The 18,795-nt window shown below is 55.4% G+C and carries 21 protein-coding genes; 8 read left to right on the top strand and 13 right to left on the bottom strand.

All coding sequences use genetic code 11. From position 1 onward, the window contains the following. Positions 1-5: 5 nt before the first annotated feature. The gene (gene yfbR, locus C0560_RS14205; protein WP_102104905.1) at positions 6-605 is read left to right on the top strand and encodes a 5'-deoxynucleotidase; all 600 of its coding nucleotides are present in this window, start codon (positions 6-8) and stop codon (positions 603-605) included. A gap of 72 nt (positions 606-677) precedes the next feature. Here yfbR and C0560_RS14210 read toward each other — a convergent pair whose 3' ends face one another. The 4 genes from C0560_RS14210 to yfbV form a co-directional block, all read right to left on the bottom strand. Next, positions 678-2,510: an SLC13 family permease gene (locus tag C0560_RS14210; protein ID WP_123427192.1), complete on the bottom strand. Its 1,833-nt coding sequence runs from the start codon at positions 2,508-2,510 to the stop codon at positions 678-680. Positions 2,511-2,586: 76 nt separating this feature from the next. Beyond that, positions 2,587-3,246, bottom strand: a complete 660-nt coding sequence (locus tag C0560_RS14215; protein WP_100780843.1) for a sugar phosphatase — start codon at positions 3,244-3,246, stop codon at positions 2,587-2,589. A gap of 10 nt (positions 3,247-3,256) precedes the next feature. Further along, positions 3,257-3,751, bottom strand: a complete 495-nt coding sequence (locus C0560_RS14220) for a YfbU family protein (protein WP_095282756.1) — start codon at positions 3,749-3,751, stop codon at positions 3,257-3,259. 91 nt (positions 3,752-3,842) lie between these two features. Further along, positions 3,843-4,298, bottom strand: a complete 456-nt coding sequence (yfbV, locus tag C0560_RS14225; protein ID WP_100779445.1) for a terminus macrodomain insulation protein YfbV — start codon at positions 4,296-4,298, stop codon at positions 3,843-3,845. Positions 4,299-4,635: 337 nt separating this feature from the next. On the opposite strand from yfbV, the gene ackA reads away from it, so the two are divergent. Further along, positions 4,636-5,838, top strand: coding sequence for an acetate kinase (gene ackA, locus C0560_RS14230; protein WP_100779444.1), 1,203 nt, complete (start codon positions 4,636-4,638; stop codon positions 5,836-5,838). A 76-nt stretch (positions 5,839-5,914) separates the two neighbouring features. Continuing rightward, positions 5,915-8,059, top strand: coding sequence for a phosphate acetyltransferase (gene pta / locus C0560_RS14235; RefSeq protein ID WP_100779443.1), 2,145 nt, complete (start codon positions 5,915-5,917; stop codon positions 8,057-8,059). A gap of 80 nt (positions 8,060-8,139) precedes the next feature. On the opposite strand, the gene C0560_RS14240 is transcribed toward pta, so the two are convergent. The 5 genes from C0560_RS14240 to C0560_RS14260 form a co-directional block, all read right to left on the bottom strand. Continuing rightward, positions 8,140-9,093 carry a transketolase family protein gene (locus C0560_RS14240; RefSeq protein WP_181826616.1) on the bottom strand — a complete coding sequence of 318 codons (954 nt, stop codon included), beginning with the start codon at positions 9,091-9,093 and terminating at the stop codon, positions 8,140-8,142. Further along, positions 9,086-9,916 (bottom strand): transketolase, encoded by an 831-nt coding sequence (locus tag C0560_RS14245; RefSeq protein ID WP_123427189.1) that lies wholly within the window; start codon positions 9,914-9,916, stop codon positions 9,086-9,088. Before C0560_RS14245 ends, C0560_RS14240 begins: the two co-directional genes overlap by 8 nt. Beyond that, positions 9,913-11,304 carry a PTS ascorbate transporter subunit IIC gene (locus C0560_RS14250; RefSeq protein ID WP_107703186.1) on the bottom strand — a complete coding sequence of 464 codons (1,392 nt, stop codon included), beginning with the start codon at positions 11,302-11,304 and terminating at the stop codon, positions 9,913-9,915. The genes C0560_RS14245 and C0560_RS14250 overlap by 4 nt, the downstream gene beginning before the upstream one ends. A gap of 27 nt (positions 11,305-11,331) precedes the next feature. Beyond that, on the bottom strand, positions 11,332-11,610 hold the full coding sequence (locus C0560_RS14255) for a PTS sugar transporter subunit IIB (protein WP_100779439.1): 279 nt from the start codon (positions 11,608-11,610) through the stop codon (positions 11,332-11,334). A gap of 79 nt (positions 11,611-11,689) precedes the next feature. Next, entirely contained in the window at positions 11,690-12,133 is a 444-nt protein-coding gene (locus tag C0560_RS14260) for a PTS sugar transporter subunit IIA (protein WP_123427188.1), read from the bottom strand. A 237-nt stretch (positions 12,134-12,370) separates the two neighbouring features. On the opposite strand from C0560_RS14260, the gene C0560_RS14265 reads away from it, so the two are divergent. Continuing rightward, positions 12,371-13,390, top strand: coding sequence for a LacI family DNA-binding transcriptional regulator (locus C0560_RS14265; RefSeq protein WP_100779437.1), 1,020 nt, complete (start codon positions 12,371-12,373; stop codon positions 13,388-13,390). Between the two features lie 3 nt (positions 13,391-13,393). Here C0560_RS14265 and yfcD read toward each other — a convergent pair whose 3' ends face one another. From yfcD to yfcF, 3 genes are read right to left on the bottom strand one after another with little or no spacing between them, the layout of a single operon-like run. Continuing rightward, the gene (yfcD, locus tag C0560_RS14270) at positions 13,394-13,948 is read right to left on the bottom strand and encodes an NUDIX hydrolase YfcD (RefSeq protein ID WP_123427186.1); all 555 of its coding nucleotides are present in this window, start codon (positions 13,946-13,948) and stop codon (positions 13,394-13,396) included. A gap of 55 nt (positions 13,949-14,003) precedes the next feature. After that, the gene (gene yfcE, locus C0560_RS14275) at positions 14,004-14,555 is read right to left on the bottom strand and encodes a phosphodiesterase (RefSeq protein ID WP_123427184.1); all 552 of its coding nucleotides are present in this window, start codon (positions 14,553-14,555) and stop codon (positions 14,004-14,006) included. Positions 14,556-14,610: 55 nt separating this feature from the next. Next, positions 14,611-15,255 carry a glutathione transferase gene (yfcF, locus tag C0560_RS14280; RefSeq protein ID WP_123428130.1) on the bottom strand — a complete coding sequence of 215 codons (645 nt, stop codon included), beginning with the start codon at positions 15,253-15,255 and terminating at the stop codon, positions 14,611-14,613. Positions 15,256-15,393: 138 nt separating this feature from the next. Between yfcF and yfcG the strand changes: the two genes are divergently transcribed. From yfcG to C0560_RS14300, 4 genes are all read left to right on the top strand, one after another. Beyond that, positions 15,394-16,023: a GSH-dependent disulfide bond oxidoreductase gene (yfcG, locus tag C0560_RS14285; RefSeq protein WP_100779434.1), complete on the top strand. Its 630-nt coding sequence runs from the start codon at positions 15,394-15,396 to the stop codon at positions 16,021-16,023. Positions 16,024-16,095: 72 nt separating this feature from the next. Beyond that, a complete protein-coding gene (gene folX, locus C0560_RS14290; protein ID WP_100779433.1) occupies positions 16,096-16,458 on the top strand; it encodes a dihydroneopterin triphosphate 2'-epimerase in 363 nt (120 codons plus the stop codon). A gap of 18 nt (positions 16,459-16,476) precedes the next feature. Beyond that, entirely contained in the window at positions 16,477-17,370 is an 894-nt protein-coding gene (locus C0560_RS14295) for a TIGR01777 family oxidoreductase (RefSeq protein WP_248858817.1), read from the top strand. A gap of 57 nt (positions 17,371-17,427) precedes the next feature. Further along, positions 17,428-17,937 (top strand): GNAT family N-acetyltransferase, encoded by a 510-nt coding sequence (locus C0560_RS14300; protein ID WP_248858820.1) that lies wholly within the window; start codon positions 17,428-17,430, stop codon positions 17,935-17,937. Between the two features lie 81 nt (positions 17,938-18,018). Here C0560_RS14300 and hisP read toward each other — a convergent pair whose 3' ends face one another. Next, complete coding sequence (hisP, locus tag C0560_RS14305; RefSeq protein WP_248858822.1) at positions 18,019-18,792, bottom strand: histidine ABC transporter ATP-binding protein HisP; 774 nt, start codon at positions 18,790-18,792, stop codon at positions 18,019-18,021. Positions 18,793-18,795 lie beyond the last annotated feature (3 nt).

Below are 18,795 nucleotides of genomic sequence, written 5' to 3' on the forward strand. Positions count from 1 at the left end.
TATCTATGAGTCAGAGTCATTTTTTTGCCCATCTCTCCCGCCTGAAGTTAATCAACCGCTGGCCGCTGATGCGCAACGTGCGCACAGAGAACGTGTCTGAACACAGTTTGCAGGTCGCCATGGTCGCGCACGCGCTGGCCGCTATCAAAAACCGTAAATTCAACGGGCAGGTGAATCCTGAGCGCATCGCGTTGCTGGCGATGTACCACGACGCCTCTGAAGTTCTGACCGGGGATTTACCGACACCGGTTAAATATTTCAACTCGCAGATTGCGCAGGAATATAAGGCCATCGAGAAGATCGCCCAGCAGAAACTGGTGGATATGGTGCCGGAAGAACTGCGAGATATTTTTGCGCCGCTTATCGACGAACACCAGTGCACGGAAGAGGAAAGATTGCTGGTGAAACAGGCGGATGCCCTGTGCGCCTATCTCAAGTGTCTGGAAGAACTCTCCGCTGGTAATAATGAGTTTTTACTGGCGAAAACGCGGCTGGAAAAAACCCTCGAATCGCGTCGCAGCGAAGAGATGGATTATTTCATGGAGGTGTTCGTGCCGAGCTTCCATCTGTCGCTGGATGAAATCAGTCAGGATTCGCCGCTGTAAGCCTTTGCCAGGTGTACAGCTGATACACAAATGCAGCCGGGTCAGGCGAAGCCGCCGCCCGGCGTAAAGTGGTCAGAACGGGAACAGCACCGGAATCAACACCACGCACACCAGCATTACCAGGATAGTGAACGGCACGCCGAGCTTCACGAAATCGCTGAATTTATAGTTTCCCGGTCCCAGCACCAGCGTATTCACTGGTGACGAAACAGGCGTCATAAACGCCGCCGACGCGGCCATTGCGACCATCATCGCAAACGGATACGGCGACACCCCCATCGATTTAGCCATCGCCAGCGCAATCGGCGCCATCAGCACCGCCGTCGCGGTATTGGAGATAAACAGCCCGATGGTGGCGCACATGACAAACAGACAAATCAGCATCATGTACGGGCCGTATCCCCCGCCGACGTCCATCAGCCCTTTCACCACCAGATCCACGCCACCCGTTTTTTGCAGCGCCAGCGCAAACGGCATCATCCCGACGATCAGAATAATGCTCGGCCAGTGAATGGCTTTATAGGCACTTTCCGCGTCGATGCAGCGGAATTTCCCCATCAGCAGACAGGCAATAATGGCCGCGATCGGATTCGGAATTTCGTCCGTGAGCATCAGTGCGACCATCAGCACCAGACAGAAAATGGCATGCGGTGCCTGACTGTGGGCCGGTGACGCGTCGCTCTCTTCGATGGGCATATTGAGCACCACAAAATCACGCCCTTTTTGACCAAGCTGGCTGATCAGTTTCCAGTTGCCGACCACCAGGAAGATATCGCCCAGCTGCAGCGGCTCATCCACTACCGCCCCTTCCATCGCCACCCCGTCACGTTTCAGGCCAACCACATTCAGCCCGTAGCGGGTTCGAAACCCTATCTCACGGACGGTTTTACCCAGCAATTCCGATTCGGGGATAAGAGAGACTTCCGCCATTCCCACGTCCAGCGCCTGGTCGGAGAAATACTCACCACGAAGCACCATTGGCTCCAGCAGTTGCTCGGTGCAGAACTCACGTAAATCGACATCTGCCGTCGACATATCAATCAGCAGAACGTCGCGGGCGCGAAACTCAGACACCCCATTCACATTCACAATCACGCGACGGAACCGGCGCCAGCGCTCGACCCCGATGATATTCGCGCCGTAGCGCTCGCGCAGCTTGAGATCGTCAAGACGCTGACCAATCAGCGGCGAACCGGGGCGAATCGCCAGACGACGCGCCCGACCGGTAAGACGATACTCTTTGATCAGATCGCGGAAGGTGCGTCTGCGCCAGCCATCGCGGTGTTTATGCTGGTTATCGCCCTTCAGGGCAAAGCGGGTCAGGAGCATATAAACCACCCCGAGCACCAGCACCACCAGGCCAATCGGCGTCACGCTGAAGAAACTAAACCCGGCATAGCCTTCGCGTAGCAGTTCACTGTTAACCACCAGGTTCGGTGGCGTGGCGACCAGAGTCATCATGCCGCTAATCAGCCCGGCAAAACTCAGCGGCATCATCAGTCGCGACGGTGAGGTCTGCATGCGCATGGAGACGCTTAATACCACCGGAATAAAGATTGCAACGACGCCGGTGGAGCTCATAAAGGCACCCAGTCCGGCGACCGTCAGCATCAGGTAGATGAGCATTTTGGTTTCGCTGCTGCCCGCCACTTTCACCAGCCAGGCGCCCATCACCGTGGCGACGCCGGTGCGCACCAGTCCGTCACCGATGATAAACAGCGCGGCAATCAAAATAACGTTGGGATCGCTAAAACCCGAGAAGGCTTCCGGGAGCGTTAAGGTGCCGCTCAGAACAAACGCGACGATAACCAGTAAAGCGACGGCGTCCATGCGCACTTTGCCGGTTGCAAAGAGAATGATGGCGATAGCAAGCAGGCTGAGCACCCAAATCAGTTCACCGTTCACAACATGTCCTTGTCAGGGAAAGGGAGTGGAATTTTGCCATAAAAAGGCCCCAACAATGTGGGGCCAAATCATGGGATTACATTTTTAAGGAGACGGTAACATTTCCGTCTGCGCCCTTGTGAACGGACAGCGCAGCAAGCGACGTGAGCACAAAGTCGACCTCGTCGAGCCGGGGCGAACCGGCGGGCACATTCACGGCAACCACATGGCTACCGGCGTTCAGCCCGGCCAGCACACCGGCGGCGGCATCTTCCACCACGACGCACTCGGCCGGATGGATGCCCAGCAATTCCGCGCCTAATAAGAAGGCGTCCGGTTCCGGTTTCCCGCGCTTCACGCGTTCGGCGGTGACGAACACTTCAGGCGTCGGCAGACCGGCAGCCTTATGGCGGGCGTGCGCGACGGGAATCGAACCTGAGGTCACGATAGCCCAGGGGATCTGCGCTTCTTCAAGATGATTGAGCAGCTCAAGCGCGCCCGGCAAAGCGACAATCCCTTCAACATCTGTTGCTTCGATCTGCTCCAGATACTTGAACTCCGCCTGAATCTCTTCTTCGGTTCGTCCGGGCAAGAAGTGACGTAAAGAGGTAATGGCCTGTTTGCCATGGATGAAATTCAATACGTCCTGATGGTCAATGCCATGCCTGTCGGCCCAATGGCACCACGAGCGCTCGACTACCGGCAGCGAATCCACCAGCGTACCGTCCAGATCAAACAGAAAACCTTTACACTGCACACTCACCCCCTCAGGCATTGATAATTTGCTGAATTTCGTTACTGCTTAAATGGTACTGACGCGGGCAGGCGTGCCACGCGCTTAACATACGCTGATATTTTTCCCACATCGGCGTCTGGGAATTGAAGCCATGAGTACCCGCATCAAAATGGGTGTAACGCCCTTCGGTGTTGACCATGAAGCGAACATAGCTCAGATAACGCGATTCGGTCGCCACGTCAAAACCGAGGAATGTCACGCGACGCTCATCAATGGTTTGAGCATCTTTCAGATTGGTCCAGGAAACATGCAGCGCGTGGTACATCTCCATAATGTCGATGACGGTGCGGCACGTCTCTTCCTTCAGCTCGCCAAACTCGCGGTCCAGCTCGCGCATCTGCAAGCCGAAGCCACGTTCAACGATAGTCTGCAGGCGGCGATAGCGCTCCGCGTTGTCGGGATCAAGCATAGTCATCATCTTGTACTGATTGGACAAAATCAGACGTTGAGCATTGGTCATTTCCATCTTTCGACTCCTGTTGCGCGTTGCACTAAAAAAAAAGACACGGTAACTGGTGGTTACTGTGCCTTCTTTTCGTGACCGTTTCGATGATCAATCACAAGTCATCAAGGAATGTTTTATCAAGTTGCTTGAAAGCCCGCTTGAGCGTATCCGCCAGCGCCTGATAATCCGGTTTGCCTTCAACCGGGGCCAGCGCCTGGCCTGCTTCCTGAAGTTTCCCGCGCACTTCATAAAACCAGTGTAAAATAGTAGGTGGCAGCGGCGTGACAGAACGTTTACCCAACCACCACAATCCCTGCATCGGGAGACTGAGCGCAAACAGCGCGGTTGCCACAGCCGGGCCAAGCTGACCACCCAGGGCGATCTGCCAGCACAGGGTAAAGACGGCAATCGGCGGCATAAAACGGATCGCATAGCGGGTGATGCGGATAACGCGGTTATCTACAAACACCGGCGCAAGGCGCTTCTCCAGGGGCCACGTCTTTGCGTAATGCTGGCCCCGACGAAACAGACTCAAGAAGCTCACGGAGGGGTTCTCAGGTGTCGACATGGCTGTACCTCAACTTCACATATAAAAATTAAAATTTTCGTGCAAATCCACAACAAGCCATGACAACGTTCAAAATATTTTGTCATCGCTACCCAGTATCGGGTATTCTGTGCCAGCCTGATTGGGCCTTAGACGAGAATCGTTAACTCGTCAAATTATCGCATATTATGCCATTGTCTGAAAATCGTTCAAAATGGCATAAAATCATATGGATTTCTTTCATCATGCCAGAAAGTTCGTTTGGCATGATGTTAATCATAAATGTCTGGGTCATCTTGCGCTACGCTACGAGACTCACTGACGTTTTTTTAGCCACGTATCAATAATAGGTACTTCCATGTCGAGTAAGTTAGTACTGGTTCTGAACTGCGGTAGCTCCTCACTGAAATTCGCCATCATCGATGCGCTCAACGGTGAAGAGTACCTCTCTGGTTTGGCCGAATGTTTCCATCTTCCTGAAGCACGTCTGAAATGGAAAATGGACGGCAGCAAACAAGAAGCGGCTTTAGGTGCAGGCGCCGCTCACAGTGAAGCGCTGAACTTTATCGTTAACACTATTCTGGCACAAAAACCAGAACTGTCTGCTCAGCTGACTGCGATCGGCCACCGTGTAGTTCACGGCGGCGAGAAGTACACCGGCTCTGTAGTGATCGACGATTCCGTTATTCAGGGTATCAAAGACGCAGCCTCTTTTGCACCGCTGCACAACCCTGCACACCTGATCGGCATCGCGGAAGCGCTGAAATCCTTCCCGAATCTGAAAGACAAAAACGTCGCTGTCTTCGACACCGCGTTCCATCAGACCATGCCAGAAGAGTCTTACCTCTATGCCCTGCCGTACAGCCTGTACAAAGAGCACGGCGTTCGTCGTTACGGCGCACACGGCACCAGCCACTTCTATGTTACTCAGGAAGCGGCCAAGATTCTGAACAAACCTGTTGAAGAGCTGAACATCATCACTTGCCACCTGGGCAACGGTGGTTCTGTTTCTGCTATCCGCAACGGCGAATGTGTTGATACTTCTATGGGTCTGACCCCGCTGGAAGGTCTGGTGATGGGTACACGTTCCGGTGACATCGACCCGGCGATCATCTTCCACCTGCACGACACCCTGGGCATGAGCGTTGATGCAATCAACAAAATGCTGACCAAAGAGTCTGGCCTGCTGGGTCTGACCGAAGTCACCAGCGACTGCCGTTACGTTGAAGACAACTACACCACCAAAGCTGACGCTAAACGTGCAATGGACGTTTACTGCCACCGTCTGGCGAAATACATCGGTTCTTACACTGCACTGATGGATGGTCGTCTGGATGCGGTTATCTTCACCGGTGGTATCGGTGAGAACGCGGCAATGGTTCGTGAACTGTCCCTGGGCAAACTGGGCGTTCTGGGCTTCGATGTTGATCACGAACGTAACCTGGCTGCCCGTTTCGGCAAGTCTGGCTTCATCAACAAAGAAGGCACCCGCCCGGCTCTGGTTATCCCAACCAACGAAGAGCTGGTCATCGCGCAAGACGCGAACCGTCTGACTGCCTGATTCCACACCGCCAGCAATGCTGGCGGTGCTGTTTTGTACCCCGCCCACTGCGGCGGTAACCAAAAGAGGATAAACCGTGTCCCGTACTATTATGCTGATCCCTACCGGAACCAGCGTCGGCCTGACCAGCGTCAGCCTTGGCGTTATCCGTGCTATGGAACGCAAAGGCGTTCGCCTGAGCGTCTTTAAGCCTATCGCCCAGCCTCGTGCTGGTGGCGATGCGCCAGACCAGACCACCGCCATCGTGCGTGCGAATTCCGGTCTGCCAGCGGCTGAACCGCTGAAAATGAGCCACGTTGAGTCTCTGCTCTCCAGCAATCAGTCCGATGTGCTGATGGAAGAGATCATCGCTAACTACCACGCGAACGCGAAGGACGCGGAAGTGGTTCTGGTTGAAGGTCTGGTTCCGACGCGCAAACATCAGTTTGCTCAGTCTCTGAACTACGAAATCGCCAAAACCCTGAACGCTGAAATCGTGTTCGTGATGTCCCAGGGTACCGATACCCCGGAACAGCTGAACGAGCGCATTGAGCTGACTCGCAGCAGCTTCGGCGGAGCGAAAAACAGCAACATCACCGGCGTTATCGTTAACAAACTGAACGCACCGGTTGATGAACAAGGCCGTACTCGCCCTGACCTGTCTGAAATTTTCGACGACTCTTCCAAAGCGAAGATCGTGAAAGTAGACCCTGCTCAGCTAAGCGCAAGCAGCCCGCTGCCAGTGCTGGGCGCGGTGCCATGGAGCTTCGATCTGATCGCTACCCGTGCGATCGACATGGCGCGTCACCTGAATGCGACCGTGGTTAACGAAGGCGACATCAATACCCGCCGCGTGAAATCTGTGACCTTCTGTGCACGTAGCATTCCGCACATGCTGGAACATTTCCGTGCAGGTTCCCTGCTGGTGACCTCCGCTGACCGTCCTGACGTGCTGGTTGCTGCCTGTCTGGCTGCGATGAACGGCGTTGAGATCGGTGCGATCCTGCTGACCGGCGCATACGAAATGGACCCACGCGTAAGTAAGCTGTGCGAACGTGCGTTTGCCACCGGCCTGCCAGTGTTCATGGTGAACACCAACACCTGGCAGACCTCTCTGAGCCTGCAGAGCTTCAACCTCGAAGTCCCGGTTGATGACCATGAGCGTATCGAGAAAGTTCAGGAATACGTTGCAAGCTACATCAACGCTGATTGGGTTGAGTCTCTGACCGCGACCTCCGAGCGTAGCCGTCGTCTGTCTCCACCAGCATTCCGCTACCAGCTGACCGAGCTGGCGCGTAAAGCCGGTAAACGCGTTGTTCTGCCAGAAGGCGACGAACCGCGTACCGTTAAAGCGGCTGCTATCTGTGCAGAGCGCGGCATCGCGACCTGCGTGCTGCTGGGTAACCCAGATGAAATCACACGCGTTGCAGCGTCTCAGGGCGTTGAGCTGGGTTCAGGTATCGAAATCGTCGATCCGGAAGTGGTTCGCGAGAGCTATGTTGCCCGTCTGGTTGAGCTGCGTAAGAGCAAAGGCATGACCGAAGCCGTTGCGCGCGAACAGCTGGAAGACAATGTGGTACTGGGTACCCTGATGCTGGAGCAGGACGAAGTTGACGGTCTGGTTTCTGGTGCAGTTCACACCACCGCGAACACCATCCGTCCACCGCTGCAGCTGATCAAAACGGCACCAGGTAGCTCGCTGGTCTCTTCTGTGTTCTTCATGCTGCTGCCTGAACAAGTTTATGTTTACGGTGACTGTGCGATCAACCCAGACCCAACAGCAGAACAGCTGGCTGAGATTGCTATCCAGTCTGCGGACTCCGCAATTGCCTTCGGTATCGAACCGCGCGTTGCGATGCTCTCCTACTCCACCGGCACCTCTGGTGCAGGTAGCGACGTAGAGAAAGTGCGTGAAGCGACGCGTCTGGCGCAGGAAAAACGTCCTGACCTGATGATCGATGGCCCGCTGCAGTACGACGCCGCCGTGATGGCTGACGTTGCGAAATCCAAAGCACCGAACTCTCCGGTTGCAGGTCGCGCGACCGTGTTCATCTTCCCGGATCTGAACACCGGTAACACCACCTACAAAGCGGTACAGCGTTCTGCCGACCTGATCTCCATCGGGCCGATGCTGCAGGGTATGCGCAAGCCGGTGAACGACCTGTCCCGTGGCGCGCTGGTTGACGATATCGTCTACACCATCGCTCTGACCGCGATTCAGTCTTCACAGCAACAGCAGTAATGTTCTGAACGTTCTGTAAGCCCGGTAAGCGTTTGCACCACCGGGCAACAAAAAGGCGACCCTCTGGTCGCCTTTTTTAATTACAGCAGCTCTCGCGCCGCTGAGACAATATCGTGTGCCGTCAGGCCATACTCTTTCTGCAGGAAGTCCTGCGTGCCCACCTGACCATACCGCTCTTTAACGCCGACACGACGCATCGGGACCGGACAGGTTTCCACCAGCACTTCCGCCACCGCAGACCCCAGCCCGTTGTGAATACTGTGGTTTTCACAGGTCACAATCCGCCCGGTTTTCTCGGCGTAGTTTTTCACCAGCATCCGGTCGATAGGTTTCAGGGTAAACATGTCGATTACCGCCGCGCTGACCCCCTCCTGCTCGAGCTGACGAGCCGCTTCCAGCGCTTCCGCCACCATGATGCCGTTTGCAATCAGAGTGATATCGCTCCCCTCACGCAAAACGTTCCCTTTGCCAATGGTAAAGGTCGAACCCGGTGCATAGACGCTTGGTGCCTGCTTACGGATGGTGCGCACCCAATAGAAACCCTCGAGTTCGATAAGCTGGCGCAGCACGTCTTCGAACATCACCGCATCGGTCACTTCCAGCACCACCGAATGCGCCAGGCCGCGCACGATCCCCATATCCTCAAACGACATATGGGTGCCGCCGTTGTGACAGGCCGTGACCCCCGCATCCGAGGCAATGACTTTGACGTTATTGCGCTGATAATCCAGCGACATAAAAAGCTGGTCAAAGCAGCGGCGGCTGGCAAAGGCCGTAAACGTATGCACAAAGGGTTTGCGCCCGGTGAGTGACAAGCCGGCGGCCGTACCGATGACGTTGGCTTCCATAATGCCGCAGTTAATCACATGCTGCGGGTAATCCCGTGCCACGCCATCCATTGCCATTGAGCTCATCAGATCCGCTTCGAGAGCGATAATCTCACTTCCGGCTTCAATCTGGTTTGCCACGAAACCGGCATAGACTTTACGCATCTCGATGGCATCTTTTTGTCCTGCGGGTGCAACCTTAATCATGTGCGGCCTCCAGTTGGCGAATCGTCTCATTCAGCGCGGCTTTGACGTCATCCGTCAGTCGCAGGTGGTGGGAGTTGCTTAGCTGCTCCAGATACGGCACGCCCTGCCCTTTGATGCTGTCGAGGATCACCACCAGCGGGCGGGCACCGGCGGCAGGCGGCAGTGAAACCGCCTCCAGCAGTCCGGCCACGTCGTCCCCCTTGACCGTCACCACGTCAAAGCCAAAGGCGCGGAACTTCCCTTCGAGATCGAACGCACAGATGATCTCATCCAGCTCGCCGTCGAGCTGCTGTTTGTTCCAGTCAACAAAAATGGTCAGATTGGTCAGCCGGTGGTGGGCGATAAACTGGAAGGCTTCCCAGCACTGCCCCTCGTTTAGCTCGCCGTCACCGACGATACTGAACACCCGGTTTGGACGCCCCGCCAGCTTATGCGACAGGGCCATCCCGCCGGCGATTGAAATTCCCTGCCCCAGCGAACCGGTAGTGGCATCCACGCCGCGCGTTTTCAGGCGATCCGGGTGGCTCGGCAAACGCGTGCCGTTCTGGTTCAGCGTGCTCAGTTCTTCCACCGGGAAATAGCCTTTGATCGCCAGCGTGCTGTAAAGCGCCGGGCCAGCGTGCCCCTTGGAGAGCACGAAGTAATCGCGCTCTGGCCAGTCGGGATCGGCCGGGTCGATTTTCATCACCGCGCCGTACAGCACCGCCAGCGTTTCCACCACCGACATACTGCCGCCGTAATGACCGAACCCCAGCTGCGTTAAGGATTTGAGCGTTTCCAGGCGGATCTCACGCGCCAGTCGGGTGACTTCTTTCACATTCATGATTTAGCTCCGGTGTTTTCCTGCGCGTTACCGCCCGCAGAGTTGTTTTTAGCGAACACGTTGTAGGCCACCAGCGCGGCGAACAGCGCAACGACGAGACCGGTAATGGCGAACGGAGACAGGTAGCGCGCCAGATTGCCCAGCACGATGCCCACTGCGCCAAAATCGGCGTCTGAGAAAGTGGTGTTAGCGAAACCAATCGCCCCCAGCACCGGCAGCAACATCACTGGCAGGAAGGTAATCAGCAGGCCGTTGGCGAAGGCCCCAATCATCGCACCGCGACGCCCGCCCGTAGCATTCCCGAACACCCCGGCAGTGGCACCGGTGAAGAAGTGAGGAACCACACCCGGCAGGATCAGCACCCAGCTAAACTGCCCACACAGGAACAGACCGACCAGACCGCCAAGGAAGCTGAACAGGAAACCGATTAGCACGGCGTTGGGCGCATAGGGATAGACCACCGGGCAGTCGAGGGCCGGACGCGCGTTCGGGACCAGTTTTTCGGAAAAGCCGGTAAAGGCCGGGACAATCTCCGCCAGAATCAGACGCACGCCCTGCAGGATGATGAACACCCCCGCCGCGAACGTGATCGCCATGATAATTGCGTAAACCAGGTAGTTTTGACCGCCGCTGAAGGTCGCTTCGACATACTCACGTCCGGCGCTGACGGCCATAATCAGGTAGATGATCATCATGGTCAGCGAGATAGAGATTGAGCTGTCGCGCAGGAAGCTGAGGTTCTTTGGCAGATTCATCTCTTCCGTTGAGCGCGAGCCTTTCCCGCATTTGCTGCCGATCCAGCCGGAAAGCACGTAGCCCAGCGTACCGAAGTGGCCAAACGCGATATCGTCATTACCGGTGATGCGCTTCATGTAGCGTTGCGCCAGCGCCGGGAAGAACGCCATGACCAGACCGAGAATCAGCGAGCCGGTAAAGACCAGGCCGATCCCCTCAAACCCGGCGACGGTCAGGATCACGCCGATCATGCAGGCCATGTAAAACGTGTGGTGCCCGGTCAGGAAGATATACTTCAGTCGGGTAAAGCGAGCGACAATAATATTCGCTACCATCCCGAAGGCCATAATCAGCGCCGTAGATGCGCCATATTTCTCCAGCGCAATGGACACAATGGCTTCGTTATTCGGAATAATGCCCTGAATATTAAAAGCGTGTTCAAACATTCCCCCTAAGGGATTTAAGGAGCCGACCAGCACCGTAGCACCGCCGCCCAAAACAATAAAACCGAGAATGGTTTTAATGGTGCCTTTCACCACATCCGAAAACGGCTTTTTCTGGGCCACCAGTCCAATTAAGGCAATTAATCCCACCAGCACTGAGGGTACTTTTAAAATATCAACAACGAAATTCAACGTTTCGAGTATAAACATATCCACCTCACCGTTTACAGGGTGTTATCAGGATGATTGTTTTGCGAACCAGGCGCTGAGTTGCGCTTCCAGTTCATTGATATCAATAATGTTGTTGATGACCACCAGCTGGCTTTCCGGCACGCTCGCGCTGGCAGCGATGTCTTTCGCCATCACGAACACGTCGGCAGCACCGGGGGTTGCCGAAGAGAGATCGGAGTGCTCAACCTCAGCCTGGATATTTAATTTTTTTAGCACTTTTTTGATATTCATTTCGACCATGAAACTACTGCCCAGGCCGGAGCCGCAAATCGCCATAATTTTCATTGTTATGCCTTTTTTGAGTAGAGTGCGTCCGCATCACGCCTCAGCGTAATGAGTTAATTAATCGGAATGGGTAATAACGTCAGAAGCGTTCGATAATGGCTTTTATTTCCTCCCGCGTATTTACGTTATGCAGTTCGGCCAAATCATCGTCACTGGAAAATAACTCGGCCAGCGCGGAGATCATTTCGATATGGCTGTGTTTATCGGGTGCAGCCAGCATGATAATAATATCTACCGGATCGAACTCTCCGGCACCGAATGCAACTCCCTGCTTAAGTTTTAATAATGAGAGGCCAAGCCCTTTCGCCCCTTCTTCTGGCCGCGCATGCGGCATCGCCAGCCCTGGTGCCAGCACGTAATACGGTCCTAACTTATGATGCTGTTCGACAATCGCCGTCACATACTCCGGGGAGATCACGTTCATCTCCAGCAGCGGTCTGGCGCAAAGCTCCAGCGCCTGCGGCCAGTTTTTAACGCTCTCTTCCAGGGTGATGGTTGCATCATGTATCCATTTTTTGAGCATGTTTTCCTCCCGGCCTGATATCAACAATGAGCAAACTTTATGCAAGGCTATCACGGATAGCTGCGATCAAGATCACAAAGATAGCGCTACCAATTTCTAACATTCAAAATTGTGATAGCGCTATCAAATTGCAAACCGCACCTTAAATCACAGTAAAAAAAGGGAGTTAAGGCGTATACTGATTTTTACGTGAAGTGAAGGAAGATAACAAAACGCGACTGGTCACCAGGAATTTGTATGTCTCTAACCCGAAAACGACGTAGTACCGGCAAAGTGACAATCTCTGATGTCGCTCAGCTTGCCGGAGTGGGTACTATGACGGTGTCCCGCGCATTGCGCACGCCAGAGCAGGTTTCCGATAAGCTACGAGAAAAAATTGATGCGGCGGTGCAGGAGCTGGGTTATATGCCTAATCTTGCAGCCAGCGCGCTGGCGTCAGCATCATCAAGGACCATCGCCATGGTCGTCCCCAATCTTGCAGAAGACGGATGTTCCGATATGTTCGCCGGGCTGCAGCAAATCCTGCAACCGGCCGGATACCAGATTATGCTGGCCGAATCTCAGCACCGTCCTGAGCAGGAAGAGAAACTGCTCGAAACGCTGCTCGCCTCTAACATTGCGGCCGCCATTTTGCTCAGCGCGGAACACACGGATACCGTCCGCCACTGGCTGAAAAACGCCTCTATACCGGTGATGGAAATGGGGGCGATGCGCGCCGATCCGCTGGATATGAATATTGGAATCGACAACGTCGCGGCGATGTACGAACTCACCGAACTGGTGATTCAGCGCGGCTATCAAAACATCGGATTGCTGTGCGCCAATCAGGAGCAGTGGATTTTCCAGCAACATCTGCAAGGCTGGTATAAGGCGATGTTGCGCCACCATATGTCGCCAAATCGGGTGATAAATGCCGCACTGCCGCCGAATTTCTCCACGGGTGCGTCGCAGCTGCCGGAGTTTTTACTCGCCTGGCCAGAACTGGATGCGCTGGTCTGCGTCTCCGACGAACTGGCGTGCGGCGTGCTGTATGAATGTCAGCGCCGGCGCATCAAAGTACCGGACGATCTGGCCGTGGTGGGTTTTGGCGATAGCGACGTCAGCCGTGTCTGTCAGCCGCCGCTGACGACGATGGCGGTGCCACATCGTAAGATTGGTGTTGAAGCGGGACGCGCGCTGCTGGAGCGCTTGAATGACAGCGACTGGCGCGATCAGAAACCGATCGCCTCCAGTCTGTGTTTGCGGGAGAGCTGCTGAGGTTTACTCAGCCTGCTCCTGCTTCTCAGGTTTTGCGGACTCGTTTTTGGCGTTGCGGCTCATCCACAGCGCCAGAGCTTTCAGTGAATCCGGAGTGAACTCATCACAACGTGCGGTGATCTCTTCTGGCGTCATCCAGCTTACTTCGCTCACCTCTTCTTCCTGAAGGGCGAAGGGACCGTGGGACACGCAGCTAAATAATCCGCCCCAGACGCGACAATGCGGGTCTTCAAAGTAGAACAGACCGTGCTCGGCAAAAGGCACACCGGCAATGCCCAGCTCCTCTTCTGCCTCACGACGCGCAGAGTCCAGCAGAATTTCATCGGCCTGGACTACGCCACCTGCCGTAGCATCGAGCATGCCCGGGAGAAAATCTTTCTTGTCAGTACGTCGCTGTACCAGGATCTTGCCCATTCCATCGTGAACAACGATGTAAGTTGCGCGGTGACGCAGACGTTCAGCCCGCATTTGCTCGCGGCTCGCCTGTGCAATCACTTCATTGTCTTCGCTGACAATGTCAACCCACTCTGTACTTGCCAAATGACTCTGCTCCACCATCGGGAACCCTTCTCGTTAAGCGCTCTTTTGGCGCGTTTGACTTTTGAGGTGTAACTTACGGATTAATGCTGACCTGCGCAATAACTTGCTGATCATTAAGTGCGATAACGCGTAATAGATTCTCCTCCAGCATGCCGTAGCTGGGGACATTCCCCCCTTTCGGAATACTGACGGAGCCAGGATTGAAATGCACGATATCCCCGTGCCTCAACGCCACCGGAATATGAGTATGACCGTAAACCAGCACATCGCCAGTCGAGAGCGGCGGCAAATTATCCGGGCTAAAAAGATGTCCGTGGGTCAAAAACAGGCGGTTCTGGCCCAGCAACACCTGCTGCCAGGGGGCAGTCATCGGGAAGTGAAGTAACATCTGATCGACTTCACTGTCGCAGTTGCCGCGCACCGCGATGATTTTATCCGCATACTGATTCAGTTTGTCCGCCACCTGCGCGGGAGCGTAGCCGTCCGGAAGCGCATTACGCGGCCCGTGGTTAAGCACATCGCCGAGGATAATCAGCCACTGCGCCCCGCTTTGCACAAAGCGTTCAAGCACGCGCTCCGTCGCGGGCAGCGATCCGTGAATATCCGATGCAAACATGAGTTTCATCAGTGACTCCTTTCAAATGATCACTGCCCTATCATACCTGAACCCACGGGGTTTATCAGCCTACACGCTTTGCCGACAGCGCGACAAAACGCTGCACGGAGGCGCGCTGCCACTGGAAGGAGGCATAGTCGGCCAGCGCCTGTGGAACGGCGTCGCCATTCAGTACCAGCCGGTTAAGCATCAATGCCAGATCCGCATCGGCAATACACCATTCGCCAAACAGGTTCGGGTTGCCGTGTTCCAGCAGCTTCGCGGCCGTTTCAAAGAGCTTACTGGCGCTCGCCTCACCCGCTTCGTTGAGCGCAGGCATTTTCACGCCGCCAAAGATCACGTCCGTCGCACGCTGCTCACGAATCGGCACCAGATCGCTCCTGAGCCACGCCTGGATCTGTCGCGCCCGCGCGCGTTTTTGCAGATCGTGGGGATAGATGCGCTCCCACTCCGGCGGCGCAAAGCGGTCTTCGAGATACTCATCAATGGCTGAAGATTCACTCAACTCAAACCCGTCGATTTCCAGCACCGGTACACGGCGCGTCAGCGCGTAACCCTGCCACTGCGGTTTAAGGTGATCGCCGCGATCCAGATCAACGGTTTTGAGGTTGAACGTCAGCCCCTTCTCCGCCAGCGCGACATACACACTCATGACATACGGCGAAAAAAAGTTGGCATCGGACCACAGGGTAATCGCAGGTTGGCTCATAACATCCTCATCGTCTGAACGGTTTTCATCCAACATATAATCTCTTTGCGTTCCTGTCACTTGATGAAAACTCACGATTTATGCGCAGCGCCTATACTCGTTTTTAAGGCCTGAAATAATCTAATGACAGGAGTTGAGATGATAGACCTCTATTTTGCCCCGACCCCTAACGGTCACAAGATCACGCTCTTTCTGGAAGAAACTCAGCTGGATTATCGCATTATTAAAGTGGATATCAGCAAAGGCGATCAGTTCCGGGCTGATTTTCTGGCCATTTCGCCCAACAATAAAATTCCCGCGATTGTCGATACCTCCCCTGTGGATGGCGGCAGGCCGCTGAGCCTGTTTGAATCGGGTGAGATCCTGCTCTATCTGGCGGAAAAAACCGGCAAGCTGCTGAGCGGTGAGCTGCGTGAGCGCCATCACACGCTGCAATGGCTGTTCTGGCAGGCGAGCGGTCTGGGGCCGAGCCTGGGACAAAACCACCACTTTAACCATTTTGCCCCGCAGCCCATTCCTTACGCCATTGAGCGCTATCAGGTGGAAACCCAGCGTCTTTACGGGGTGCTGAACAAGCGCCTGGAAAAATCCCCGTGGCTTGGGGGCGATCATTACAGCATCGCGGATATCGCCTGCTGGCCGTGGATCAACGCCCATCTGCGCCAGCGAATCGATCTGGCCACTTACCCTGCCGTGAACAACTGGTTCGAGCGGATCCGCACCCGCCCGGCGACGGAGCGCGCGATGCAGAAAGCTCAGCAAATTTAGATACCCGCCGGATTGGGCGCGCCCAAAATCCTCATGTATTATGGTGCGAATAACAAACAGAGGAAGCCTGCAATGTCTCAGCATGACGCTATTATTCGTATAAAAAACTTACGCTTACGCACTTTTATCGGTATCAAAGACGAAGAGATCGAAAATCGTCAGGACATCGTGATTAATGTCGTTATTCACTACCCGGCCGACAAGGCCCGCGCCAGTGAAGATATCAACGACGCCCTGAACTATCGCACCATTACCAAGAACATCATTAAGTACGTTGAGAATAACCGTTTCTCTTTGCTCGAAAAATTAACTCAGGATGTGCTCGATATCGCACGCGAACATCACTGGGTCACTTATGCTGAAGTAGAAATCGACAAACTTCACGCGCTGCGTTACGCCGACTCGGTCTCTATGACCCTAAGCTGGCAACGCTAAGCGCCTCCAGGAGGTGGTATGAAGATTCTGGTGACCGGCGGTACCGGCCTGATTGGCCGTCATCTCATTTCGCGCTTGCAGGTGCTGAAACACGACATCACCGTGGTGACGCGCAACGCGGATAAAGCGCGTCAGGTGCTCGGCAATCACGTCGGCATCTGGAAAGGGCTGGCTGAACAGCAGAATCTGGACGGTTTCGACGCCGTCATCAACCTCGCCGGTGAGCCTATCGCCGACAAACGCTGGACCGAAGAGCAGAAACAGCGGCTGTGTGACAGCCGCTGGAACACCACTCAAAAGCTGGTCGATCTGTTCCACGCCAGCGCAACGCCTCCGTCGGTGCTGATCTCCGGCTCGGCGGCAGGCTATTACGGCGATCTCGGCGAAGTCGTCGTTACCGAAGAAGAGCCACCGCATAACGAATTTACCCACAAACTCTGCGCCCGCTGGGAGCAAATCGCCTGCGGGGCGCAGAGTGACGCTACCCGCGTTTGTCTGCTCAGAACCGGCGTGGTGCTGGCACCGAAGGGCGGGATTCTGGCGAAGATGCTCCCGGTATTTAAACTTGGTCTGGGCGGCCCGATGGGCAACGGGCGCCAGTATCTGGCGTGGATTCATATCGACGATATGGTTAACGGCATTTTGTGGCTGCTGGATAACGATCTGCGCGGCCCGTTCAATATGGTTGCGCCCTACCCGGTGCGAAACGAACAGTTTGCCCATGCGCTGGGCCACGCCCTGAAACGCCCGGCGGTGCTTCGCGCCCCTGCGACGGCCATCCGCCTGCTGATGGGAGAATCGTCGGTGCTGGTGCTGGGCGGGCAGCGCGCCCTGCCAAAACGGCTGGAGGCGTCGGGATTTGCCTTCCGCTGGTACGACTTAGAAGAAGCCCTGGGAGATGTGGTGGGTTAAATCTGCCGTGTCGCTTATGGTAGAGTCGTACGTCAGACTCCCCAGAATGGCGACACTATGGCGACAATCACCACTCCCCGACTTCAGCTTTCCCCCTTTAAACCCTCCGACTGGGCGTTCTTCCGCTCCCTGCGCGAAGATCGCGCGATCATGCGTTATATGGCGGCCATTGCGCCTGAAAAAGAGACCCGACGCCTGTTCGCCATTCGCCTGGCTGCGCCCCATACCTTTGTCATTCGCGCCCACGGCAACGACACACCGCTCGGCGATATTGGCCTGCAAATCAGCGCGAAGTACCGTGAAGAAGCGGATATCGGCTATACGGTGATCCCTCAGGCACAGGGCAAAGGCTATGCCAGCGAAGCGCTGCGGGCAGTGTGCGACTATGCGTTCTGCCAGGCGGGCGTAAAAGCAATTAATGCCTATGTGCTGGCGGATAACGCCGGTTCGGTGCGGGTGCTGGAGAAGCAGGGATTTGTGCGTACTCAGGTGCTGGAAAAGGCCTATGAGATTAACGGCGTGCAGTATGACGACTGGGTGTATCGGCTGGAGTGTGGTGCGGTCTGAGCTGCCGGGCGGCACGGTCTTTGCCCGGCGATGAAATGCGTTTTGCAGGCCCGGTAAACTCAACGCCACCGGGCACCGACATTACTTGAGCGAGCCTTTCAGGAACTGCTGCAAACGCGGGCTTTTCGGGTTCGCCAGCACCTCATCAGGATGCCCTTGCTCTTCGATGACGCCCTGATGCAGGAAGATAACGTGGTTCGAGACGTTACGGGCGAAGCCCATCTCGTGCGTGACCACCACCATCGTTTTCCCCTCTTCGGCCAGCTTCTGCATAATGCGCAGCACTTCGCCCACCAGCTCAGGATCGAGCGCCGAGGTCGGCTCATCAAACAGCAGAACTTCCGGCTCCATCGCCAGCGCACGGGCGATGGAGACACGCTGCTGCTGACCGCCGGACAAATGCACCGGATACTTGATCTGCTGACGTTCGTCGATACCCACTTTCGCCAGGTATTTCACCGCACGTTCACGCGCTTCCTGTTTGCTTAAGCCCAGCACCTGAATCGGCGCTTCCATGACGTTCTCCAGCACCGTCATATGGCTCCAGAGGTTAAAGTGCTGGAACACCATCGTCAGACGTGTGCGCAGCAGACGCAGCTGGTGCTTATCCGCCACTTTCAGCTGCCCGTCTTTATCGCGCACCAGGTTGATATTTTGCCCGCTGACGATAATCGACCCTTCGCTCGGCTTTTCGAGGAAGTTTATGCAGCGCAGGAAGGTACTTTTTCCCGAACCGGATGAGCCAATAATACTGATCACATCGCCCGCATTCGCCTGCAGCGATACCCCTTTCAGCACTTCATGTTCGCCGTAGCGTTTGTGCAGATCGATAACGTTTAATTTATTTTCAGACATCGT

The sequence above is a fragment of the Lelliottia sp. AC1 genome, assembly GCF_023278595.1.
Lineage (GTDB): Bacteria > Pseudomonadota > Gammaproteobacteria > Enterobacterales > Enterobacteriaceae > Enterobacter > Enterobacter nimipressuralis.

Excerpts from the sequence above, each read along its gene's own strand:
- yfbR (WP_102104905.1), top strand. The coding sequence starts at position 6 with ATGAGTCAGAGTCATTTTTTTGCCCATCTCTCCCGCCTGAAGTTAATC.
- C0560_RS14220 (WP_095282756.1), bottom strand. The coding sequence starts at position 3,751 with ATGGAAATGACCAATGCTCAACGTCTGATTTTGTCCAATCAGTACAAG.
- yfbV (WP_100779445.1), bottom strand. The coding sequence starts at position 4,298 with ATGTCGACACCTGAGAACCCCTCCGTGAGCTTCTTGAGTCTGTTTCGT.
- ackA (WP_100779444.1), top strand. The coding sequence starts at position 4,636 with ATGTCGAGTAAGTTAGTACTGGTTCTGAACTGCGGTAGCTCCTCACTG.
- C0560_RS14240 (WP_181826616.1), bottom strand. The coding sequence starts at position 9,093 with ATGATTAAGGTTGCACCCGCAGGACAAAAAGATGCCATCGAGATGCGT.
- C0560_RS14245 (WP_123427189.1), bottom strand. The coding sequence starts at position 9,916 with ATGAATGTGAAAGAAGTCACCCGACTGGCGCGTGAGATCCGCCTGGAA.
- C0560_RS14250 (WP_107703186.1), bottom strand. The coding sequence starts at position 11,304 with ATGTTTATACTCGAAACGTTGAATTTCGTTGTTGATATTTTAAAAGTA.
- C0560_RS14255 (WP_100779439.1), bottom strand. The coding sequence starts at position 11,610 with ATGAAAATTATGGCGATTTGCGGCTCCGGCCTGGGCAGTAGTTTCATG.
- C0560_RS14260 (WP_123427188.1), bottom strand. The coding sequence starts at position 12,133 with ATGCTCAAAAAATGGATACATGATGCAACCATCACCCTGGAAGAGAGC.
- C0560_RS14265 (WP_100779437.1), top strand. The coding sequence starts at position 12,371 with ATGTCTCTAACCCGAAAACGACGTAGTACCGGCAAAGTGACAATCTCT.
- yfcD (WP_123427186.1), bottom strand. The coding sequence starts at position 13,948 with ATGGTGGAGCAGAGTCATTTGGCAAGTACAGAGTGGGTTGACATTGTC.
- yfcE (WP_123427184.1), bottom strand. The coding sequence starts at position 14,555 with ATGAAACTCATGTTTGCATCGGATATTCACGGATCGCTGCCCGCGACG.
- yfcF (WP_123428130.1), bottom strand. The coding sequence starts at position 15,255 with ATGAGCCAACCTGCGATTACCCTGTGGTCCGATGCCAACTTTTTTTCG.
- yfcG (WP_100779434.1), top strand. The coding sequence starts at position 15,394 with ATGATAGACCTCTATTTTGCCCCGACCCCTAACGGTCACAAGATCACG.
- folX (WP_100779433.1), top strand. The coding sequence starts at position 16,096 with ATGTCTCAGCATGACGCTATTATTCGTATAAAAAACTTACGCTTACGC.
- C0560_RS14295 (WP_248858817.1), top strand. The coding sequence starts at position 16,477 with ATGAAGATTCTGGTGACCGGCGGTACCGGCCTGATTGGCCGTCATCTC.
- C0560_RS14300 (WP_248858820.1), top strand. The coding sequence starts at position 17,428 with ATGGCGACAATCACCACTCCCCGACTTCAGCTTTCCCCCTTTAAACCC.
- hisP (WP_248858822.1), bottom strand. The coding sequence starts at position 18,792 with ATGTCTGAAAATAAATTAAACGTTATCGATCTGCACAAACGCTACGGC.